Source organism: Clostridium sardiniense, from assembly GCF_050584765.1.
Taxonomy (GTDB): domain Bacteria; phylum Bacillota; class Clostridia; order Clostridiales; family Clostridiaceae; genus Clostridium; species Clostridium sardiniense_A.
On sequence record NZ_JBNOOR010000001.1, the window covers coordinates 261,638 to 279,031 of the forward strand.

The following is a 17,394-nucleotide window of genomic DNA, read 5'->3' on the forward strand; positions in this document are numbered from 1 at the left end:
GTTATTCTTTTATTGTCTTGATAAATTTATCCACAATTTATAAAAAAGTTAATTAAATAAATAAAATATCCATTAATATATATCATTAGTTATAAAAATTTGTTTTTGTTATAATCATGTTAATATTATAGTAATACAAAAATGGCAATATTAATTTATAATAAGAATTATGAATTAATATGATAAGCACTATGAATTAATATAATAATCACTATAAATTAATAGAATAAAGATTATAAATTAATATAGTATGATCAAAATAGAGAACGTACAAGGAGATGAAAAGGTATGGACGCGCCAGCGAAGAATACAAAGGTCTATGAACAAGTTGTAGAGCGTATAAAAAAAATGATTGAAGAGGGCGAGCTTAAAATAGGGGATAAGTTACCAACAGAAAGAGCTATGGCTGAAGAGTTGAATGTTAGTAGAGCTTCTATAAGAGAGGCTATAAGATCTCTTGAGGTTATAGGCCTTATAGAAAGTATACAAGGAGCAGGAAATTATATAAAAAATGATTTTAGTGAAATTCTTTTAGAGCCATTATCAATGATGTTTATGCTACAACAAGGTTCAGCTATTGATATATATGAGCTTAGAGAAGTTTTAGAGCTTTCAACAATAATGATATCAGCTGAAAGAATAAAAAAAGAAGAACTTAAAACTTTAAAGGAATTAATAGAGAAGTTTAAAGAAAGTGATATAGAATCCAATAATGTAATTATAGATAAGGAATTCCATTACACTATAGTTAAGGCTGCAAATAATCCACTTATAACAAATCTTTTAAATGTTTTATCACAGGTAATAGATAAGTTTATAACTGACTCAAGAAAAAATATTCTAGAGAGTAGTGATAATAAAGAGAGATTATTAAAATTACATGAAAGAGTATATATTGCACTAGAAAACAGAAATTCTTTGGAAGCTTATACAGCTCTTAAAGAGCATTTTGAATTAATAAAAGAGTATATTAAATAGATAGTGTTAAAAAAATCACAATTTAATAAGGAAACTAATGGAAACGTAAAGTTCACAATTTGTTATTAAAGAGGAGTTGCTAAAGGCGACTCCTTTATTTGTACTTAATACGTTTACAAATGTTCATAGTTAAAAAAATAACAATACTGGAAATGCTTAGAATAAAGGAGTACAATGAAATTGAAAATTGGTCATACCACCTAATTAGTATATAATAAGAAGGAGGAAATGATGGATATTTATTTAAAATTTATAGTTGCATTATTACCAATAATTCTACTTATGGTGGCACTTGGAGTCTTTAAAGTTCCAGGACATATAATTTGTCCTATAGCTTTGGTAATTACTATGATACTCGCAATGCTTATGTGGGAAATGCCATTTGGTATTACAGTATCAGCAGCATTAGAAGGTATTGCACTTGCAGTGTGGCCTATAATGATAGTAATTATAGCGGCAGTATTTACTTATAATCTTTCAATCTACACAAAGGGAATGGATGTTATAAAGAAAATGCTAACAGGTGTTACAAACGATAGGAGAATTTTAGTATTAATTCTAGCCTTTGGCTTTGGTGGCTTCTTAGAAGCTGTAGCAGGGTTTGGAACTGCAGTTGCAATACCAGCAGGAATACTTGCAGCACTCGGATTTGAACCAATGTTTGCAGCGACTATATGCTTAATTGCAAATACAACACCAACAGCCTTTGGAGCAATAGGGCTTCCAGTTAACACTTTAGCTAAAGTGTCAGATATTTCTGTAGGACCTTTAAGCTACACAATATCACTTCAACTTTTTGCTTTCATTGTAATCCTGCCTTTCGTTCTAGTAATGATAACAGGCAAAGGATTCAAGGGGTTAAAAGGAGTTATTGGAATAACTATCGCGTCAGGCCTTTCTTTTGCTATAGTACAAATGATTGTTGCAAAATACTTAGGCGCAGAATTACCTGCGGTGCTTGGGTCAGTCGTATCAATGGGAGTTACTATATTAATTGCAAAGGTATTTTATAAAGATAAGAGTTTAGAGGAAGAAGAAAAAGTTTCATTTAAACAAGGAGTCATAGCATGGTTACCTTTCATACTTATATTTATATTTATAATTTTAGTCAGTCCATTATTTCCAGCAATATATGAACCAATAGCAGCAGTTCAAACATCTACAAGCATTTACAAAGGAGCTGGAGCGCATCCATATACATTTGTCTGGCTTGCGACACCAGGAACTATAATAATTGTAGCGACCTTTATAGGTGGTTTAATACAAGGAGCTTCTTTTGGGGCTATTGTAAAGGTTTTCCTACAAACAGTTAAGCAGATGTTTAAATCAGCAATAACAATAATAGCAATAGTAGCACTAGCGAAGGTAATGGGATACAGCGGAATGATAAAATCGATTGCTTTAGTTTTAGTAATGGTAACAGGAAGCTTCTATCCAGTAATATCTCCATTAATTGGAGCTCTTGGAACTTTCGTAACAGGTAGTGATACCTCAGCTAATGTATTATTTGGAGGACTTCAAGTTGAAGCAGCAAAATCATTAGGAGTAAATCCTTATTGGCTTGCCGCAGCAAATACTTGTGGTGCAACAGCAGGTAAAATGATTTCACCTCAAAGTATAGCAGTTGCAACAGCAGCTACTGGACTTGAAGGTAGTGAAGGTAAAATTTTAAACTCAACACTAAAGTATTGTGTTTCATATGTAATTCTCTTAGGAGTACTAACATACATCGGAACATTAATAGGTATGTGATAAAAAGAAATGGAGGAAATGTATTATGAATACTATAGTTTGTATTAAGCAAGTACCAGGAACATCAAAAGTTGAAGTTGATGAAAAAACAGGAGTGTTAAAAAGGGATGGAATAGATACAAAAATGAATCCTTATGATTTATATGCTTTAGAAACTGCACTAAATATAAAAGAAGAAAAAGGTGGAGTTATAAAGGTAATAAGCATGGGGCCACCTCAAGCTATGGAAGTAATAAAAGAAGCTTTCGCAATGGGAGCTGATGAAGGAACTCTAGTTTCAGATAGAAAGTTTGCAGGAGCTGATGTACTTGCAACATCTTATACATTATCACAAGGAATAAGACAATGTGGAGATTTTGATTTAATAATTTGCGGTAAGCAAACAACAGATGGAGATACTGCACAGGTTGGACCTGAAATGGCAGAATATCTTGAAATTCCTCATGTTGCAAATGTAAGAAGAATATTAGAAGTAAATGATGATTTTATAACAGTAGAAATGGATATGCCAAATACATTAGAAATAGTAGATATTAAGTATCCATGCCTTATAACAGTAGAGAAGGATATATTTGAACCAAGATTACCTTCTTATAAGAGAAGTATAGAATCTAAAGATAAAGAAATAAAAATGATATCTTTAAAAGATTTTGATGATAAAAATGAAAAGATGTATGGATTAAATGGATCTCCTACTCAAGTTGAAAGAATATTCCCACCAGAATCAAATGATGACCACGAAATGTGGACAGGTAGTTCAGATGAGATAAGTGAAAAAATGACTAATAAATTAAAGGAATTAAAGTTTATTTAAGGGGGAGTAAGTTATGGCAAAGTTAGTAATAAATCAAGATAAAGTAGGCAATATAGAAGAAATTATAAAGATTTGTCCATTTGGTGCTTTAGAAGAAAAGGATGGAAAACTTGAAATAAACGCAAGCTGTAAAATGTGTAAAATGTGTGTTAGAAAAGGACCTAAAGGGGCTATAGAATACATAGAGGAAGAAGTCGTTAAGATAGATAAAAGCAAATGGAATGGAGTAGCTGTATACGTAGATCACGTAGATGGAGATATACATCCAGTTACATTTGAATTAATAGGCAAGGCAAGAGAACTTGCAGATAAGGTAAACCAAAAGGTTTATTGTATATTCATAGGAAGTAACATAGAAGAAAAAGCAGAAGAATTATTACACTATGGTGTAGATGAAATAATGGTATATGACAAAGAGGAACTTGAAAACTTTAGAATAGAACCATATGCAGCAGTAATTGATGACTTTATAAAGAAGGTTAAACCAGCTGTGCTTCTTGTTGGCGCAACAACAGTTGGTAGATCACTAGCTCCAAGAGTTGCCGCAAGATGTAGAACTGGGTTAACAGCAGATTGTACAATACTTGATATAAAAGATAATACAGATTTAGTACAAATAAGACCAGCATTTGGTGGTAATATAATGGCTCAAATAGTCACTCCAAATTCAAGACCACAACTTGCAACAGTTAGATATAAAGTAATGTCAGCACCAGAAAGAGATGAATTTGCTAGCGGTACATTAACAATCTGTGATATAGATTCTTCTAAATTAGCTTCTAATATAGAAGTAAAAGAAGTTGTAGCTAAAGAAAAAGAGCATAGCATATCAGAAGCTGAGGTATTAGTAGTTGCAGGTAGAGCTGTAAAATCAGAAAAAGATATGGAAATGATAAAAGAACTTGCAGATCTATTAGGTGGAGAAGTTGCAGTAACTAGACCATTAATAGAAGCTGGATGGGAGGATGCTAAGAAGCAAGTTGGTTTAAGTGGTAGAACAGTAAGACCAAAACTTATAATAACTTGTGGTGTATCTGGAGCAGTACAATTTACAGCAGGTATGAATAATTCAGATTATATATTTGCAATAAATAAAGATGAAAAGGCTCCAATATTTAAAGCATCTCACTATGGAATAGTTGGAGATATATACGAAATAGTTCCAAAATTAATAGAAGAAATAAAAGGAAATAAGGGGGAATAGTCATGAGTTACAACAAAGTTTCAGAAAATACTATAAAAGATATAGAAAAGATAATCAATGATGAGGATAGAGTATTTTATGGAGAAAACATAAATGAAGATTATAGTCATGATGAATTAGGCTCTATAAAAGAATTTCCTGATATAGTAGTTAAGGTAGCTAGTACAGAAGAAGTATCAGAAATAATGAAGTATGCTTATGAAAACAATATCCCAGTAACTGCAAGAGGTTCAGGAACAGGACTTGTTGGTGCAGCTGTTGCACTTCACAAAGGAATAGTTTTAGATTTAAGTGGTATGAACAAGATACTAGAACTTGATGAAGAAAACTTAACATTAACTGTAGAACCTGGTGTATTATTAATGGAAATTGCAAAGTTTGTAGAAGAACATGACTTATTCTACCCACCAGATCCAGGAGAAAAAACAGCAACTATCGCTGGTAACATTAGTACAAATGCTGGTGGTATGAGAGCTGTTAAGTATGGAGTAACTAGAGACTATGTAAGAGGATTAGAAGTCGTATTACCTAATGGACATGTAATGAACTTAGGTGGTAAGGTTGTTAAAAATAGTTCAGGATATAGCCTTAAAGATTTAGTTGTAGGTGCTGAAGGTACTTTAGCAATAATAACAAAAGCTACACTTAAACTATTACCATTACCTAAAAAGGCAATTAGTTTACTTGTTCCTTTTGAAAATTTAGAAACTGCAATAGAAACAGTTCCTAAGATAATTAAATCAAAATCAATACCAACAGCTATTGAATTTATGCAAAAAGAAGCAATCGTTGCAGCAGAAGAATATCTAGGAAAGAAATTCCCAGATCACACTTCAGATGCATACTTACTTCTAACTTTTGATGGGAATTCAAGAGAAGAAATAGAAAAAGATTATGAAAAGGTTGCAGATATATGCCTTAAAGAAGGTGCTATAGATGCATTTATATCAGATACAGAAGAAAGACAAGAATCAATCTGGTCTGCAAGAGGAGCTTTCTTAGAAGCTATAAAAGCATCAACTACTGAAATGGATGAAGTTGACGTAGTTGTACCAAGAAATAGAGTTGCTGAATTTGTTAAGTACACTCATAAATTAGAAAAAGAACATGATATTAGAATTAAGAGTTTTGGACATGCTGGTGATGGTAATCTTCACATCTATCTATTAAGAGATGCATTAGATGAAAAGACTTGGCATGAAAAACTTCAAAAAGTTATGCAATGCATGTATGACAGAGCAAAAGAATTAAAAGGACAAGTATCAGGAGAACATGGAATTGGATTTGCTAAGAAAGGATACTTAAATGAATCATTAAGTGATGAATTAGTTGGCATCATGAGAGGAATCAAATTAACTTTTGACCCTAAGAATATTTTAAATCCTGGTAAGGTTTGTGAATAGAAAATTGTAATATTATCCCTAAGCGTTACTTTAAAAATGATGCTTAGGGATAGTTTTGTGTATAAAATATATTTAAATTAAATAAATACCTGAAATTTTAGGGTATTTAACTTGTGCATGATTGTTAAATAATGTACAATTGGGTTAGGAAAAATTAAATATTTAAAAATAGGTTTAACAAATATTAATATATTTGAAGATTAAAAGGGAAGTGGGTTTGAATCCCACGCGGTCCCGCCGCTGTAATAGAGGAGCTTATTGTAAACTATGCCACTGGATTATTCTCTGGGAAGGCTACAATGAGTGATGATACTTGAGCCAGAAGACCTGCCTATTTTTAAAAGACCACAAACTCTACGGGATATAGGGGGTGCTTTGATTATGGATAAATTATGTTTTTTTGAATTCATGCGGCCTATTGACTTTGAGTCAATAGGCTTTTTTATTTGCAATTTAAGTGGATTTACTTAAATTAGCCGGAAATTAAAAATGATAATTTAGAAGACAGTATTAAAATTAAGAAAAGTGATATAAAAAATAATAATTAAAAAAGTAATGAAAAAATAATTTATATTTAAGGAGCGGATTTATATTATGTCAAAAAGAATTCAACTTTTTGTTGGTATTACACTAATGATATTATTTATACCAACTAAGGCATCAGCTATGCACATTATGGAAGGATTCCTTCAACCAAAATGGTGTATAGAATGGGGAGCATTTACTATTCCATTTTTAATATTTGGTATATTCTCAATTAAAAAGACAATAAGTGCAAACCCTCGTCTTAAGATATTACTTGCAATGGCTGGTGCGTTTGCATTTGTTTTATCAGCATTAAAATTACCATCAGTAACTGGAAGTTGTTCACATCCAACTGGTGTAGGCTTAGGTGCAATCTTATTTGGACCTACTGCTATGACTGTTTTAGGACTTATAGTACTTTTATTCCAAGCAATACTTTTAGCACATGGTGGACTTACAACTCTTGGTGCAAATACATTCTCAATGGCGGTAGTTGGACCATTTGTATCATACGGAATATATAAATTAGTTAAAAAATTAAATGGACCAAGATGGCTTGGAATATTCCTTGCAGCTGCACTTGGAGACTTAGCAACTTATGTAACTACTTCAATACAACTTGGACTTGCATTCCCATCAGAAACAGGTGGAGTTATGGCATCAATAATTAAATTCATGGGTATATTTGCAGTAACACAAATACCTCTAGCTATAAGTGAAGGTATATTAACTGTTGTAATATTTAATGCAATAGCAGCTTATGATAAGGAAGATTTAATGGACCTTAATATCCTATCAAGGGAGGGAATTTAATTTGAGTAACAACATAGAGAAAAAAGAAAAGACAAGCAGTCTAAAGACTAATATTATACTTATATTAATAGTTGTAGCACTTGCAATAGTACCATTTTTCATAGCAAAAGATGGAGAGTTTGGTGGATCAGATGATGCAGCAGAGGCAGCTATAACTCAAATAGACAAGGATTATGAACCTTGGTTTGCTCCAATATTTGAGCCTAAGAGTGGAGAAATAGAAAGTTTATTATTTGCACTTCAAGCGGCAATAGGTGCTGGAGTTATAGGGTTTGGTCTTGGATACTTTAAAGGTAAAAGAAAGAGATTAGATGGAGAAAATAAATGATAAATATTGATAAGTATGCCTATTCATCAAAATTAAAAAAGATAAATCCAATGGAGAAGTTTGTATTTGCAATTTTAACTCTTGCAGTTTGTCTTTTTGCGGACAGGCTACCAGTATCAATAGCTGTATTTTTAATTATGGGAGCTGCCACACTAAAATTTAGTGGCACTCCTAAAAAAGTTTATTTTAAGCTTTTATTAGTGCCAATGACATTCTTAATTATTGGAGTACTTACTATAACTATTAATTTTTCTAAAGATCAGAGTATGTTTTTGTTTTCAGTACATATATTTAATACATTTATAGGGGTGTCAAAGTATGGATTATATAAAGCTTTAGGATTATTCTTTAAAGTTTTGGGGTCAGTATCATGCCTTTATTTTTTATCATTAAGTACACCAATGGTTGATATACTTTCAGTACTTGAAAAACTTAAAGTACCAAAGCTTATGATTGAAATGATGGGACTTGTATATAAGTTTATTTTTATACTTTTAGATACAGCAGATACTATGTTTACAGCTCAAAATTCAAGACTTGGATATGTGAATTTAAAGTCAGGATATCGTTCTTTAGGTGCACTTACATCTACACTTTTTATTCGTTCCTTTAAAAGGGCAAATGATCTTTATATATCATTAGAATCAAGAGGATATTATGGAGAACTTACTGTACTTCAAGAACCATATAAAAAGAGTGGAAAGATATATATTGCAGCAATAGTTATAAATGTGATTTTGATAGTAATTGCATTCATGTTAAAGTATTAGAAGACATAGGAGGAGAAGACAAAAATGGATGAAAATATAATAAAATTAGAGGATCTTCATTATAAATATCCTGATGGAACTAATGCATTAAACGGGATTGATATGGAGATAAAAAAAGGTGAGGTAACAGCTATATTAGGCGGTAATGGAGCTGGTAAATCAACTTTGTTTCATCATTTAAATGGAATAGTAAAACCTACTAAAGGAAGAGTTTTATTTAATGGCAATCCTATAGATTATTCAAGAAAAGGACTTATAAAGCTTAGACAATCTGTTGGAGTAGTATTTCAAGATCCAGATAGCCAGTTATTTTCAGCTAGCGTCTATCAAGATGTTTCTTTTGGAGCAGTTAATATGAAGCTTCCTGAAGAGGAGATTAGACGACGTGTTGATAATGCAATTAGGAGGACTGGGATAGAGCATCTAAAGGATAAACCAACTCACTGTTTAAGCTTTGGCCAAAAGAAACGTGTAGCAATTGCTGGAGTATTAGTTATGGAACCTGATGTGCTTATATTAGATGAACCAACAGCAGGTCTTGATCCAGTTGGAGTTAGCGAGATAATGAATCTTTTAAAAGAGACTCAAAAAGCTCTTGGGATATCAATAATTATATCAACTCATGACATAGATATAGTTCCACTTTTCTGTGATAATGTTTATGTTATGAATGAAGGAAAAGTAGTCTTACAAGGTACTCCAAAGGAAGTGTTTAATGAAAAGAAGGCCATTAGAAGTGTTAAGTTAAGACTTCCACGTATTGGTCACTTAATGGAGATATTAAAGGAGAAGGATGGCTTTAGTTTTAAAGATATTCCAGTTACAATCTCTGGTGCAAGGGAAGCTATAAAGGCTTGGAGAGAAGAAAACAAATAGTATTGTGTTCTAGGATATTTCCTGGGACACTTTTTTATTTATATAGTTATAAATAATTTAGAAGATATCCTGTGGATTAATAATACAAAAATGTGTATTATTAGTATATAAAGTAAATAAGTAATAGTACTAATAAGTTAATAAATAAAGATGGGAGAAAATATGAAAAAAAGCAGATTTCTAATAATTATTTCTGTATCAATAATATTATTAGTGGACTTAGGGTTAGTATTTTTCACAAGCAGCACAATAATGTTTCCTTCAAGATTAGAAAAAGATGTCGAGAAATATTGGAATAATAACATTAGTGTTAAAGATGTAAAAGATTTCGAGTCACATGATCAAAAGTACAAAATCATATTAAGTACAAAGGCCGATAATGAAAAATATAAATATCTTAATATTTATGAGGAAAAGCTGGGTGGATTATATTATAAATGCGATAGAGCTTCAGAACAAGGTGACAGTAAGGCATTGACTAGCTTTTCAATTGTAGATGATGAAAACAATAATTTTACTATTGTTTATGGTTATAATAAGGGGCTAGAGGTAGATAATTATGAAGCAGATATTATTGATGGTACAGATAGTTATAGTCGCAAATTTGATTTACCTAAGAAAGAATATTTTATTGATGTTTTTAATGGTCGATTTGGAGGGATAAAAGGAGCATGGGGAAGTGACGGAAGCAATAAAAATGATTATTTCTTGGATTGAATGAAGAATCTATCTTAGATATTAATAACAAATAATATTAATATATTGAGTAGAAAAAGGATATTAAAATCAGCAACCTTTTTCTATATTATCTTTTTAAAAGTTAATTTAAATAAATAATATTAATAGAATTGGAGGGGAATTATTAATGATTAAGATAGGATGCTTAGCAAGATTCTTTAATAGATATGAAGATGAAGTTATATTTGCTAAAGAAAATAAATTTGATTTTATGCAACTATGGTATGACAATAAAGGATTATGCTTACATGAAGATGATAAAGAATTTGTTGATACAATAAATGAGTACAAGTTTCCTACAATTATTCATGCAGTTTTAAATATAAATGAATTCAAGGAACATATACCAAAATTATTAGATATATTGAATAAATTAAATCATAAGGAATTAATAATTCATCCAATTTGTGAAAATGAGGCAATAGATGAGAAAACAATATATAAATTAGATGAAAGTATTAAATATGCTTTAGATATACTTGTAACCAATAGTATTATGGTGTACTTAGAAAATAATAGCAAATTGGATCCGATATTTACAGATACTCATGAGATAGAAAAGATATTTAATCAAAATAAAGAGTTAGAGTTTTTATTAGATATTGCACATATAGATAACATCAATCATTTAGAGGAAATGATTGCTATTAAAAAACCTAAAATATTGCACATTGCAGATAGAAGATTTAATGTGGTTCATGAACATTTGCCTATAGGAAATGGAGATATAGATTTTCAATATATATTTAGCAATTTATTACGCGAATATAATGGGAAGATAATACTAGAAATTGTAGATAGTGATTTAGATATAATAAATTCAAAGAAAATTATAGAAAACCTTAAATTAATTAAGTGAGGTGAAGTTATATGAGTTTACTTATTGAAACAGAAAGATTGATTATTAGAGAACTTGAAAAATCGGATTCAAAAGATTTTATTGATATGGAATCAGATGGTACATTATCAATAATATTTGATGAATGGGAGACTTGTGCTGAATGGATGGATGATTGGATAGCTGAAGCAAAGAAACTATATCTAGTTAACAATCCATATAAAGAATATTTGGCTTATGCTATTGCTGAGAAAGAAACAGGAAAAGTTATTGGAGCTGTGGGGTGTAGTGCATATGAAGATTTAAATGAAATAGGAATAACATACTTTATTGGTAGTAAGTATAGAAATGTAGGATATGCTGCAGAGGCTACAAAAGCATTTACACAATATTTTTTAGAAGATTATAAAGATATAAATCATATTATAGCAACAGTGCATCCTGATAATATTCCATCTTGTAGAACTGTTGAAAAAGCAGGATATAATTTAATGAAGAGGATAATGTATAAGGATATATATGACGATGAGTCTAAAGAGTATAAACTTTATCTGTATGAAAAGAAATGTATATATTAAATCATATATCTATGATTGTTTAATAATTATAGATATATGATTCTTTTTTTATAATATAAATAATTGTATATTATAAATATGCAGTTTCATTATGAAATATATGGTAAAATACATCTGGATTTTAACCAATACTCATATTAATTTATTCATTATTTAAGGGGAATAATGAATAAACTTAAATTATATTTTGCAAAATTGTGGGGGGAATTAAATTGAAATTAACTTATGAACTAAGTAAAGAAAGATATGAAGAGATATTAAAAGAATCATTAAATGAAAAACTTGAATCACTAAATACTATAAATAGAAGTAAATTCTATAAGTTATTTTTAGCAGTTGTTATACCACTATTCTCTCTTGTCCTTCTAATAGCCATATTGTCAGGTGGTACAGAATCAGCAATAAAAGTATTTCCAAAAATATTATTTTATATAGTTTTACTTTTTCTCTATTACGAACTATTACTTAAGCTTATACCTAAAATTCAAAAAAAGGTATTAATGACCAAGTGGAAATCTTTAATTGAAAATAGATTATCTAATATAAATAAATCAACAAAAGCTGTAATAGACATTGATAAAAAGAGTATAAGATTATACGATGAGTTAAAATGTGAAGAAATAGCTTATTGCTTGATAGATGAAGTGAAAATTTTTGAAGATTTTATTCAGATTGACTATTTAAAAAAGCCTGCTATTGAAATTCCTTTAGAAGCATTTAATAATGAAGATGAATTAGAGCAGTGTTATGAAGTAATAAAAGAAAATATAAAGAGTTGCAAAGATGAAAAGTTAACTATAGATAATTCTGATTTTGTTTATGTAGAAACAGAAGAGGATATTAGAAATTTAAATAAATATGTTTTTACTACAAAAGAAGGCGAGCTTATTATAAACGCTACTAAAGAGGCATTTTTATATTTTTTTATATTAGGTGGAGTATTATGTTTAATTCTAATTACTTATCTAATTAACTTTAAATTTGGTTGTATATCTCTAATATTCATTGCTATATTAATGCTTATTACAAGAACAAAATGGGCAACGGATAGAATAAAAAAAATAGTATTAAAAGTAGAGATTGAGTCTTTTAATGCAAAAAATAAAAATAGAAGTATTACCTTTAAAGAAGACGGGATTCAATTTTATAAGGAAAATAATATTTGTACTATTAAGTATGAGGCAATTAAGTCTGTAGAGGAATCAAATGGATTAATCTTACTAAAGAATAATTTATTGATTACGTATATACCAAACAGGATTTTTAGTAGTAATGAAGAAAAACAAAAAGTGATAAATATATTAAAAAGTAAATGCAATATTTTATAAAAATAATAAAAAGATAGATAACTATGAAGTGCACCTCAAATGTTAGATAAGATTTATAACATTTGGAGGTGCATTTTTTAGTACTATGGATTAACCTAAAATCAAAGTTAAAATCAATATAAGAGTAGAGGTCCAATGCAAATTATTAGTATAGGGTATACCTAAATTACTAAAAGTACTAACACTTCTATTAGCCTTAAGGGCTAAAGGGAAAGTAACTAAAACTAATAAAGAAAGTGGAGGGTAGAATCCAATTAATACATATAAAATAGTCAGTATGTACATACCAAAAATTAAAAATCTATATAAATAAGTACTATATTTACTTCCAATCCTCACACTTAATGTACCAATACTTAAATTAGTATCTCTTTTAAAATCTCTCATTTCATTACTTAGCATTAAAGCTGGAATAATAAAGGAGGATGGTAGTGCAAGTAAAGCAGGATAAAGGCTAATATCCTTAGTAAAAGGCAAAGATGCACCAATAACCATTAAAGGTCCCATTACTATAAATGAAACAATAACCCCAAGTCCCTTTCTTTTAAAAACAAAAGGTTCTCCTGTATATGCATAGGCTATAAAAATTCCTATAAATCCTATAATTAAGATACTAATACCTGTAACAGAAACTAAATATAGTCCTATAAGAGATGAAAGTGCAAAACATAACATAGCCCATAAAAATACATATATATCAAAATAAGATCTTGATACACCTAAAAAGTTAACTTTTCTAGTACTTGTTCTATAATATCTAAAGCTTCCTTCAAAATAATCGTTAACAAGGTTTGCTCCAGATTGAGCTAATAATCCTGCAATTGTTACTAAAAAAATTAGCAAAATATCATGTGAATTTTTAATATCTATAGCACCTAATCTATAAGCAGCAATTATGCCAAGGGTTGTTGAACCTATAGCAAGAGTTAATGAGAATGGACGAAATGCCTTCCATGAATCTTTTATAAACTTAATTATGTACTCTTTTGTAAACATAAATCACCTCATAAATTTAATTTAAAAACTATTCTTATAATACAGGCTTAAAAGAGTCCATGGGTATTTAAAAAAGTTATGTTTAATAGATAATTTGAATACAGTATTTTCCTTAATATTCTTTTTATGTATAAGAGCTTTAAGTATAATATAGCTTGTCAAATTAACTAATTTAACAAGAAGGGGAAGAGGAGAATGAAATTAAAAAAACTTATTACTATGGGGTTAATAGCATGTACAGTTGCTATGTTTATGGCATGCGGGTCAAAAGATGATGCAGCAAGTACAAATGCAAATGAGAGCTTGAAAGTAGGGCTTATGCCAGCTGTAGATACTGCACCAATATTAATAGCAGAAAAAGAGGGATATTTTAAAGAGTTAGGGTTAGATGTTGATGTTGAAATTTATACTAATGCTAAAGATAGACAAAGTGCATTACAAAGTAATTCAATAGATGGGGCAATGACGGATTTTATAGCTTTAGCAACAAATGTTAATGGTGGATTTAAAATAAAAGCAACAACTATGACTGATGGTATGTTTCCTGTTTTAGAAAATAAAGATTTTAAAGGTAAAAAAGATATAAAAGTTGGAATGATGGAAGTTAGTGTATCTAACTATCTTATAGATAAATGGCTTTCTAAAGATTATAATATAGAAAAAGTTTTTATAGATGAAATTCCTGCAAGGTTATCTGCTGTAGCAAGTGGAGAGTTAGATATGGGTCTATTCCCAGAACCAATTGCATCAAATGGAGAAGTTCAAGGATTGAAAAAAGTAGTATACGGCTTAGATGATAAGTATTCTCCAAATTGTATGGTATTTACAGAAAAAGCTTTAGAGGAAAAAGGCGATGCAATAAAGAATTTCCATGTAGCTTATAATAAGGCTGTAGATAAAATAAATAGTAATCCAGAAATAGCTAGAGAAATATTAGTAGAAAAGATACCAAATATAAAGCCAGAAGCTAAAGAATTAATAGTGTTACCAAAATATAAAAAAGCTAGTTTACCAGATTCAGAATATGTAAATGAAATTATAACTTGGACTGAAGATACTCTAAAGAAACAAATAGATGTTCAGCCAGAGAATCTTTTAGATAGACAATTTACAAAGTAATGATAAAAGTTCAAAATTTGACTATATCTTATAATGAAGAAAGAGTATTAAAAGAGGTTTCTTTAGATATACCTAAGGGAACTTCTTGTTCTATTATAGGGGAATCTGGGTGTGGTAAAACAACACTGTTATATTGCTTGGCTAAAGTAATAAATAAAGATAGTGGAGATATACTTATAAATAATAAATCTATAGAAGATTCAACTGAAAAGATAAGCATAATCCTGCAAGATTTAGGTTTATTTCCATGGAAATCAGTAGAGAATAATATTTTAATGGGGCTTAAAAGTACGGCTTTAAAAAAGAATGAAAAGAAAAAAATAGTTTATGAAATATTAAATGAATTAGATATGTTTAAATATAAAGATAAATATATACATGAGCTTAGTGGTGGACAAAAGCAAAGAGTTGCCGTAGCTAGAAGCTTAGTTAATAATCCAGAGATTATAATGTTAGATGAAGCAACATCAGCTTTAGATGCAATGACAAAAGAAAAGATACAAGATTTATTGCTTAATATACATCTTAATAGACAAAATACAATGTTATTTGTTACACATAGTATAGAAGAGGCGGTATTCCTTGGAAAGAAAATAATTATAATGGAAAAAGGTAATATAAAATATATAATAGACAATAAATATTTTGGTGATAGGGATTTTAGAAATAAGGAAGAGTATATGCGTCTATGTACTGAAGTAAGGAGAAAGCTTTATGAATAAAGGTTTTGTTAAAGAATTTATTTCATACATATATGCAGTTTTAATAATAATTATATTTTGGCAAATGCTTCATTTATATGTAGGTGAAGAGATGGTTCCTTCAATATCTCAGACCTTTAAGGCTTTTATAAATTTAGCTAATACAGATTTTTATATGCACATTTTATATAGTTTTTATAGAATATCTGTATCTGTTTTAATATCTATAATCATAGGTGTTCCAACTGGTATAATTTTAGGAACTAACAAATTAGCGAAAAGAATATTATCACCAGTAATATACTTAATTTATCCAATTCCGAAGATTGCATTTTTACCTATATTTATGGTTCTGTTTGGAATAGGAGATAGGTCTAAAATAATACTTATGGTAACTATAATAGTATTTCAAATAATAATTGCAACTAGAGATGCTGTACTTCAAATAGATAAAACTATATTAATTTCAGCAAAAATAATGAATTTTAATAAATTTGATTTATTGTGTCATGTTATATTACCTTCTATTGCACCAAAATTATTTTCTGCAATAAGAATAAGTATTGGAATTTCAATATCAGCATTATTTTTTAGTGAAAACTACGCTACAAAATATGGTATAGGATATTTTATTATGAATTCTTGGTCTATGGTAGATTATAAAGAAATGTTTGTAGGGGTAATAGCTTTAAGTTTAATGTCTCTAGTAATATATAAATTTATAGATTTATTAGAAAAGAGGCTATGTGCTTGGAGCTTTAAAGAAAATATATAGTATAACTAAAATAGACCTCTTACAGCATTTGTGTAAGAGGTCTTATATTTTCTTATTAAAATTAATAGAAACAAATATGCAATTAAATGGTGCAATTGTATTTGTAAAATATAACTATAGGCAAAATAGTAAAACATAGGAGGAAAGAAATATGAAAAGCATAGTAAAAAATATATGCATATTTATAGGGTGTCTTTTTATAACTTGGTTTTTATATTATAACTTTTTAGGAGATATAGTTTCTAGAGTTATTTCGGATGCACCATTAGCATATTTGTCTATAATGGTTATTACAGCATTAACGTTATTTATAATTGTTATATCCATTATAGATAAGAAATTTAATAAGGGGTATACTGATATAATAGCTATTATGTATTTTATTTTAATAATGATTTTAACTTTTTTCAAAGGGAGTTATTCAGGTATAAATCTAAACCCTCTTGATATAGTAAATGGGTTTAATGATTATTTTGGACATGCATTGCTTCTTTTAATTTCGAACATATTTATATATGTACCAGTATCAATTTATATTAAATTTAAAACAAGGATTAGCAATAAAAATCTAGTATCAGTTTTTTTAGTCTATATAATAATTATAGAAATTGCTCAGCTTGCTTTAAATAGAGGAATTCTTGATATAAATGATATAATAACAAATACTTTAGGTTTTACTATGGGAATATACATTTATAGCTGCATTATAAGAATGATTAAATCAAAGAGTAAATATTTAGCATGCAAGTCAATATTAGATTAGCTTATATTAGTAATTAAATTATTAGAGGATAAGAATTGCTTTCTTTAGTCTATAAAGATGAAGGTATTATACATTAAACTCAATATCTATAATTA

18 protein-coding genes and 1 riboswitch are annotated in these 17,394 nt (G+C 29.1%); of the genes, 17 read left to right on the forward strand and 1 reads right to left on the reverse strand.

What is annotated here, in order from left to right; translation table 11 throughout:
* The first annotated feature begins 288 nt into the window (after window positions 1–288).
* The 13 genes from ACQPUW_RS01320 to ACQPUW_RS01380 all read left to right on the forward strand — a co-directional run bounded on the left by ACQPUW_RS01320 (window position 289) and on the right by ACQPUW_RS01380 (window position 12,945).
* Window positions 289–978 (forward strand): FadR/GntR family transcriptional regulator, encoded by a 690-nt coding sequence (locus tag ACQPUW_RS01320; RefSeq protein ID WP_430835693.1) that lies wholly within the window; start codon window positions 289–291, stop codon window positions 976–978.
* Window positions 979–1,209: 231 nt separating this feature from the next.
* Window positions 1,210–2,730 carry an L-lactate permease gene (locus ACQPUW_RS01325; protein WP_430835694.1) on the forward strand — a complete coding sequence of 507 codons (1,521 nt, stop codon included), beginning with the start codon at window positions 1,210–1,212 and terminating at the stop codon, window positions 2,728–2,730.
* Between the two features lie 25 nt (window positions 2,731–2,755).
* A complete protein-coding gene (locus ACQPUW_RS01330) occupies window positions 2,756–3,544 on the forward strand; it encodes an electron transfer flavoprotein subunit beta/FixA family protein (protein WP_430835695.1) in 789 nt (262 codons plus the stop codon).
* A 13-nt stretch (window positions 3,545–3,557) separates the two neighbouring features.
* The gene (locus ACQPUW_RS01335; protein ID WP_430835696.1) at window positions 3,558–4,748 is read left to right on the forward strand and encodes an FAD-binding protein; all 1,191 of its coding nucleotides are present in this window, start codon (window positions 3,558–3,560) and stop codon (window positions 4,746–4,748) included.
* Window positions 4,749–4,750: 2 nt separating this feature from the next.
* A complete protein-coding gene (locus ACQPUW_RS01340) occupies window positions 4,751–6,151 on the forward strand; it encodes an FAD-binding oxidoreductase (protein WP_430835697.1) in 1,401 nt (466 codons plus the stop codon).
* Between the two features lie 153 nt (window positions 6,152–6,304).
* Window positions 6,305–6,500, forward strand: a riboswitch (cobalamin riboswitch).
* 245 nt (window positions 6,501–6,745) lie between these two features.
* The gene (locus ACQPUW_RS01345) at window positions 6,746–7,489 is read left to right on the forward strand and encodes an energy-coupling factor ABC transporter permease (RefSeq protein ID WP_430835698.1); all 744 of its coding nucleotides are present in this window, start codon (window positions 6,746–6,748) and stop codon (window positions 7,487–7,489) included.
* Window position 7,490: 1 nt separating this feature from the next.
* Window positions 7,491–7,817 carry an energy-coupling factor ABC transporter substrate-binding protein gene (locus ACQPUW_RS01350; protein WP_430835699.1) on the forward strand — a complete coding sequence of 109 codons (327 nt, stop codon included), beginning with the start codon at window positions 7,491–7,493 and terminating at the stop codon, window positions 7,815–7,817.
* Window positions 7,814–8,587 carry a cobalt ECF transporter T component CbiQ gene (cbiQ, locus tag ACQPUW_RS01355; protein ID WP_430835700.1) on the forward strand — a complete coding sequence of 258 codons (774 nt, stop codon included), beginning with the start codon at window positions 7,814–7,816 and terminating at the stop codon, window positions 8,585–8,587. Before ACQPUW_RS01350 ends, cbiQ begins: the two co-directional genes overlap by 4 nt.
* Window positions 8,588–8,611: 24 nt before the next feature.
* The gene (locus tag ACQPUW_RS01360) at window positions 8,612–9,463 is read left to right on the forward strand and encodes an ATP-binding cassette domain-containing protein (RefSeq protein ID WP_430835701.1); all 852 of its coding nucleotides are present in this window, start codon (window positions 8,612–8,614) and stop codon (window positions 9,461–9,463) included.
* Window positions 9,464–9,625: 162 nt separating this feature from the next.
* Window positions 9,626–10,180 (forward strand): hypothetical protein, encoded by a 555-nt coding sequence (locus ACQPUW_RS01365; protein WP_430835702.1) that lies wholly within the window; start codon window positions 9,626–9,628, stop codon window positions 10,178–10,180.
* Between the two features lie 148 nt (window positions 10,181–10,328).
* Window positions 10,329–11,060, forward strand: coding sequence for a TIM barrel protein (locus tag ACQPUW_RS01370; RefSeq protein ID WP_430835703.1), 732 nt, complete (start codon window positions 10,329–10,331; stop codon window positions 11,058–11,060).
* Between the two features lie 11 nt (window positions 11,061–11,071).
* A complete protein-coding gene (locus ACQPUW_RS01375) occupies window positions 11,072–11,617 on the forward strand; it encodes a GNAT family N-acetyltransferase (protein ID WP_430835704.1) in 546 nt (181 codons plus the stop codon).
* Window positions 11,618–11,829: 212 nt separating this feature from the next.
* Complete coding sequence (locus ACQPUW_RS01380) at window positions 11,830–12,945, forward strand: hypothetical protein (RefSeq protein WP_430835705.1); 1,116 nt, start codon at window positions 11,830–11,832, stop codon at window positions 12,943–12,945.
* 90 nt (window positions 12,946–13,035) lie between these two features.
* Here the strand turns inward: ACQPUW_RS01380 and ACQPUW_RS01385 are convergent, their stop codons facing one another.
* Window positions 13,036–13,941, reverse strand: coding sequence for a prenyltransferase (locus ACQPUW_RS01385; protein ID WP_430835706.1), 906 nt, complete (start codon window positions 13,939–13,941; stop codon window positions 13,036–13,038).
* Between the two features lie 195 nt (window positions 13,942–14,136).
* On the opposite strand from ACQPUW_RS01385, the gene ACQPUW_RS01390 reads away from it, so the two are divergent.
* From ACQPUW_RS01390 to ACQPUW_RS01405, 4 genes are all read left to right on the forward strand, one after another.
* Window positions 14,137–15,060: an ABC transporter substrate-binding protein gene (locus ACQPUW_RS01390; RefSeq protein WP_430835707.1), complete on the forward strand. Its 924-nt coding sequence runs from the start codon at window positions 14,137–14,139 to the stop codon at window positions 15,058–15,060.
* Window positions 15,060–15,782, forward strand: a complete 723-nt coding sequence (locus ACQPUW_RS01395) for an ABC transporter ATP-binding protein (RefSeq protein WP_430835708.1) — start codon at window positions 15,060–15,062, stop codon at window positions 15,780–15,782. Before ACQPUW_RS01390 ends, ACQPUW_RS01395 begins: the two co-directional genes overlap by 1 nt.
* Window positions 15,775–16,536, forward strand: coding sequence for an ABC transporter permease (locus ACQPUW_RS01400; RefSeq protein ID WP_430835709.1), 762 nt, complete (start codon window positions 15,775–15,777; stop codon window positions 16,534–16,536). Before ACQPUW_RS01395 ends, ACQPUW_RS01400 begins: the two co-directional genes overlap by 8 nt.
* Window positions 16,537–16,687: 151 nt before the next feature.
* Window positions 16,688–17,299 (forward strand): VanZ family protein, encoded by a 612-nt coding sequence (locus ACQPUW_RS01405; RefSeq protein WP_430835710.1) that lies wholly within the window; start codon window positions 16,688–16,690, stop codon window positions 17,297–17,299.
* Window positions 17,300–17,394 lie beyond the last annotated feature (95 nt).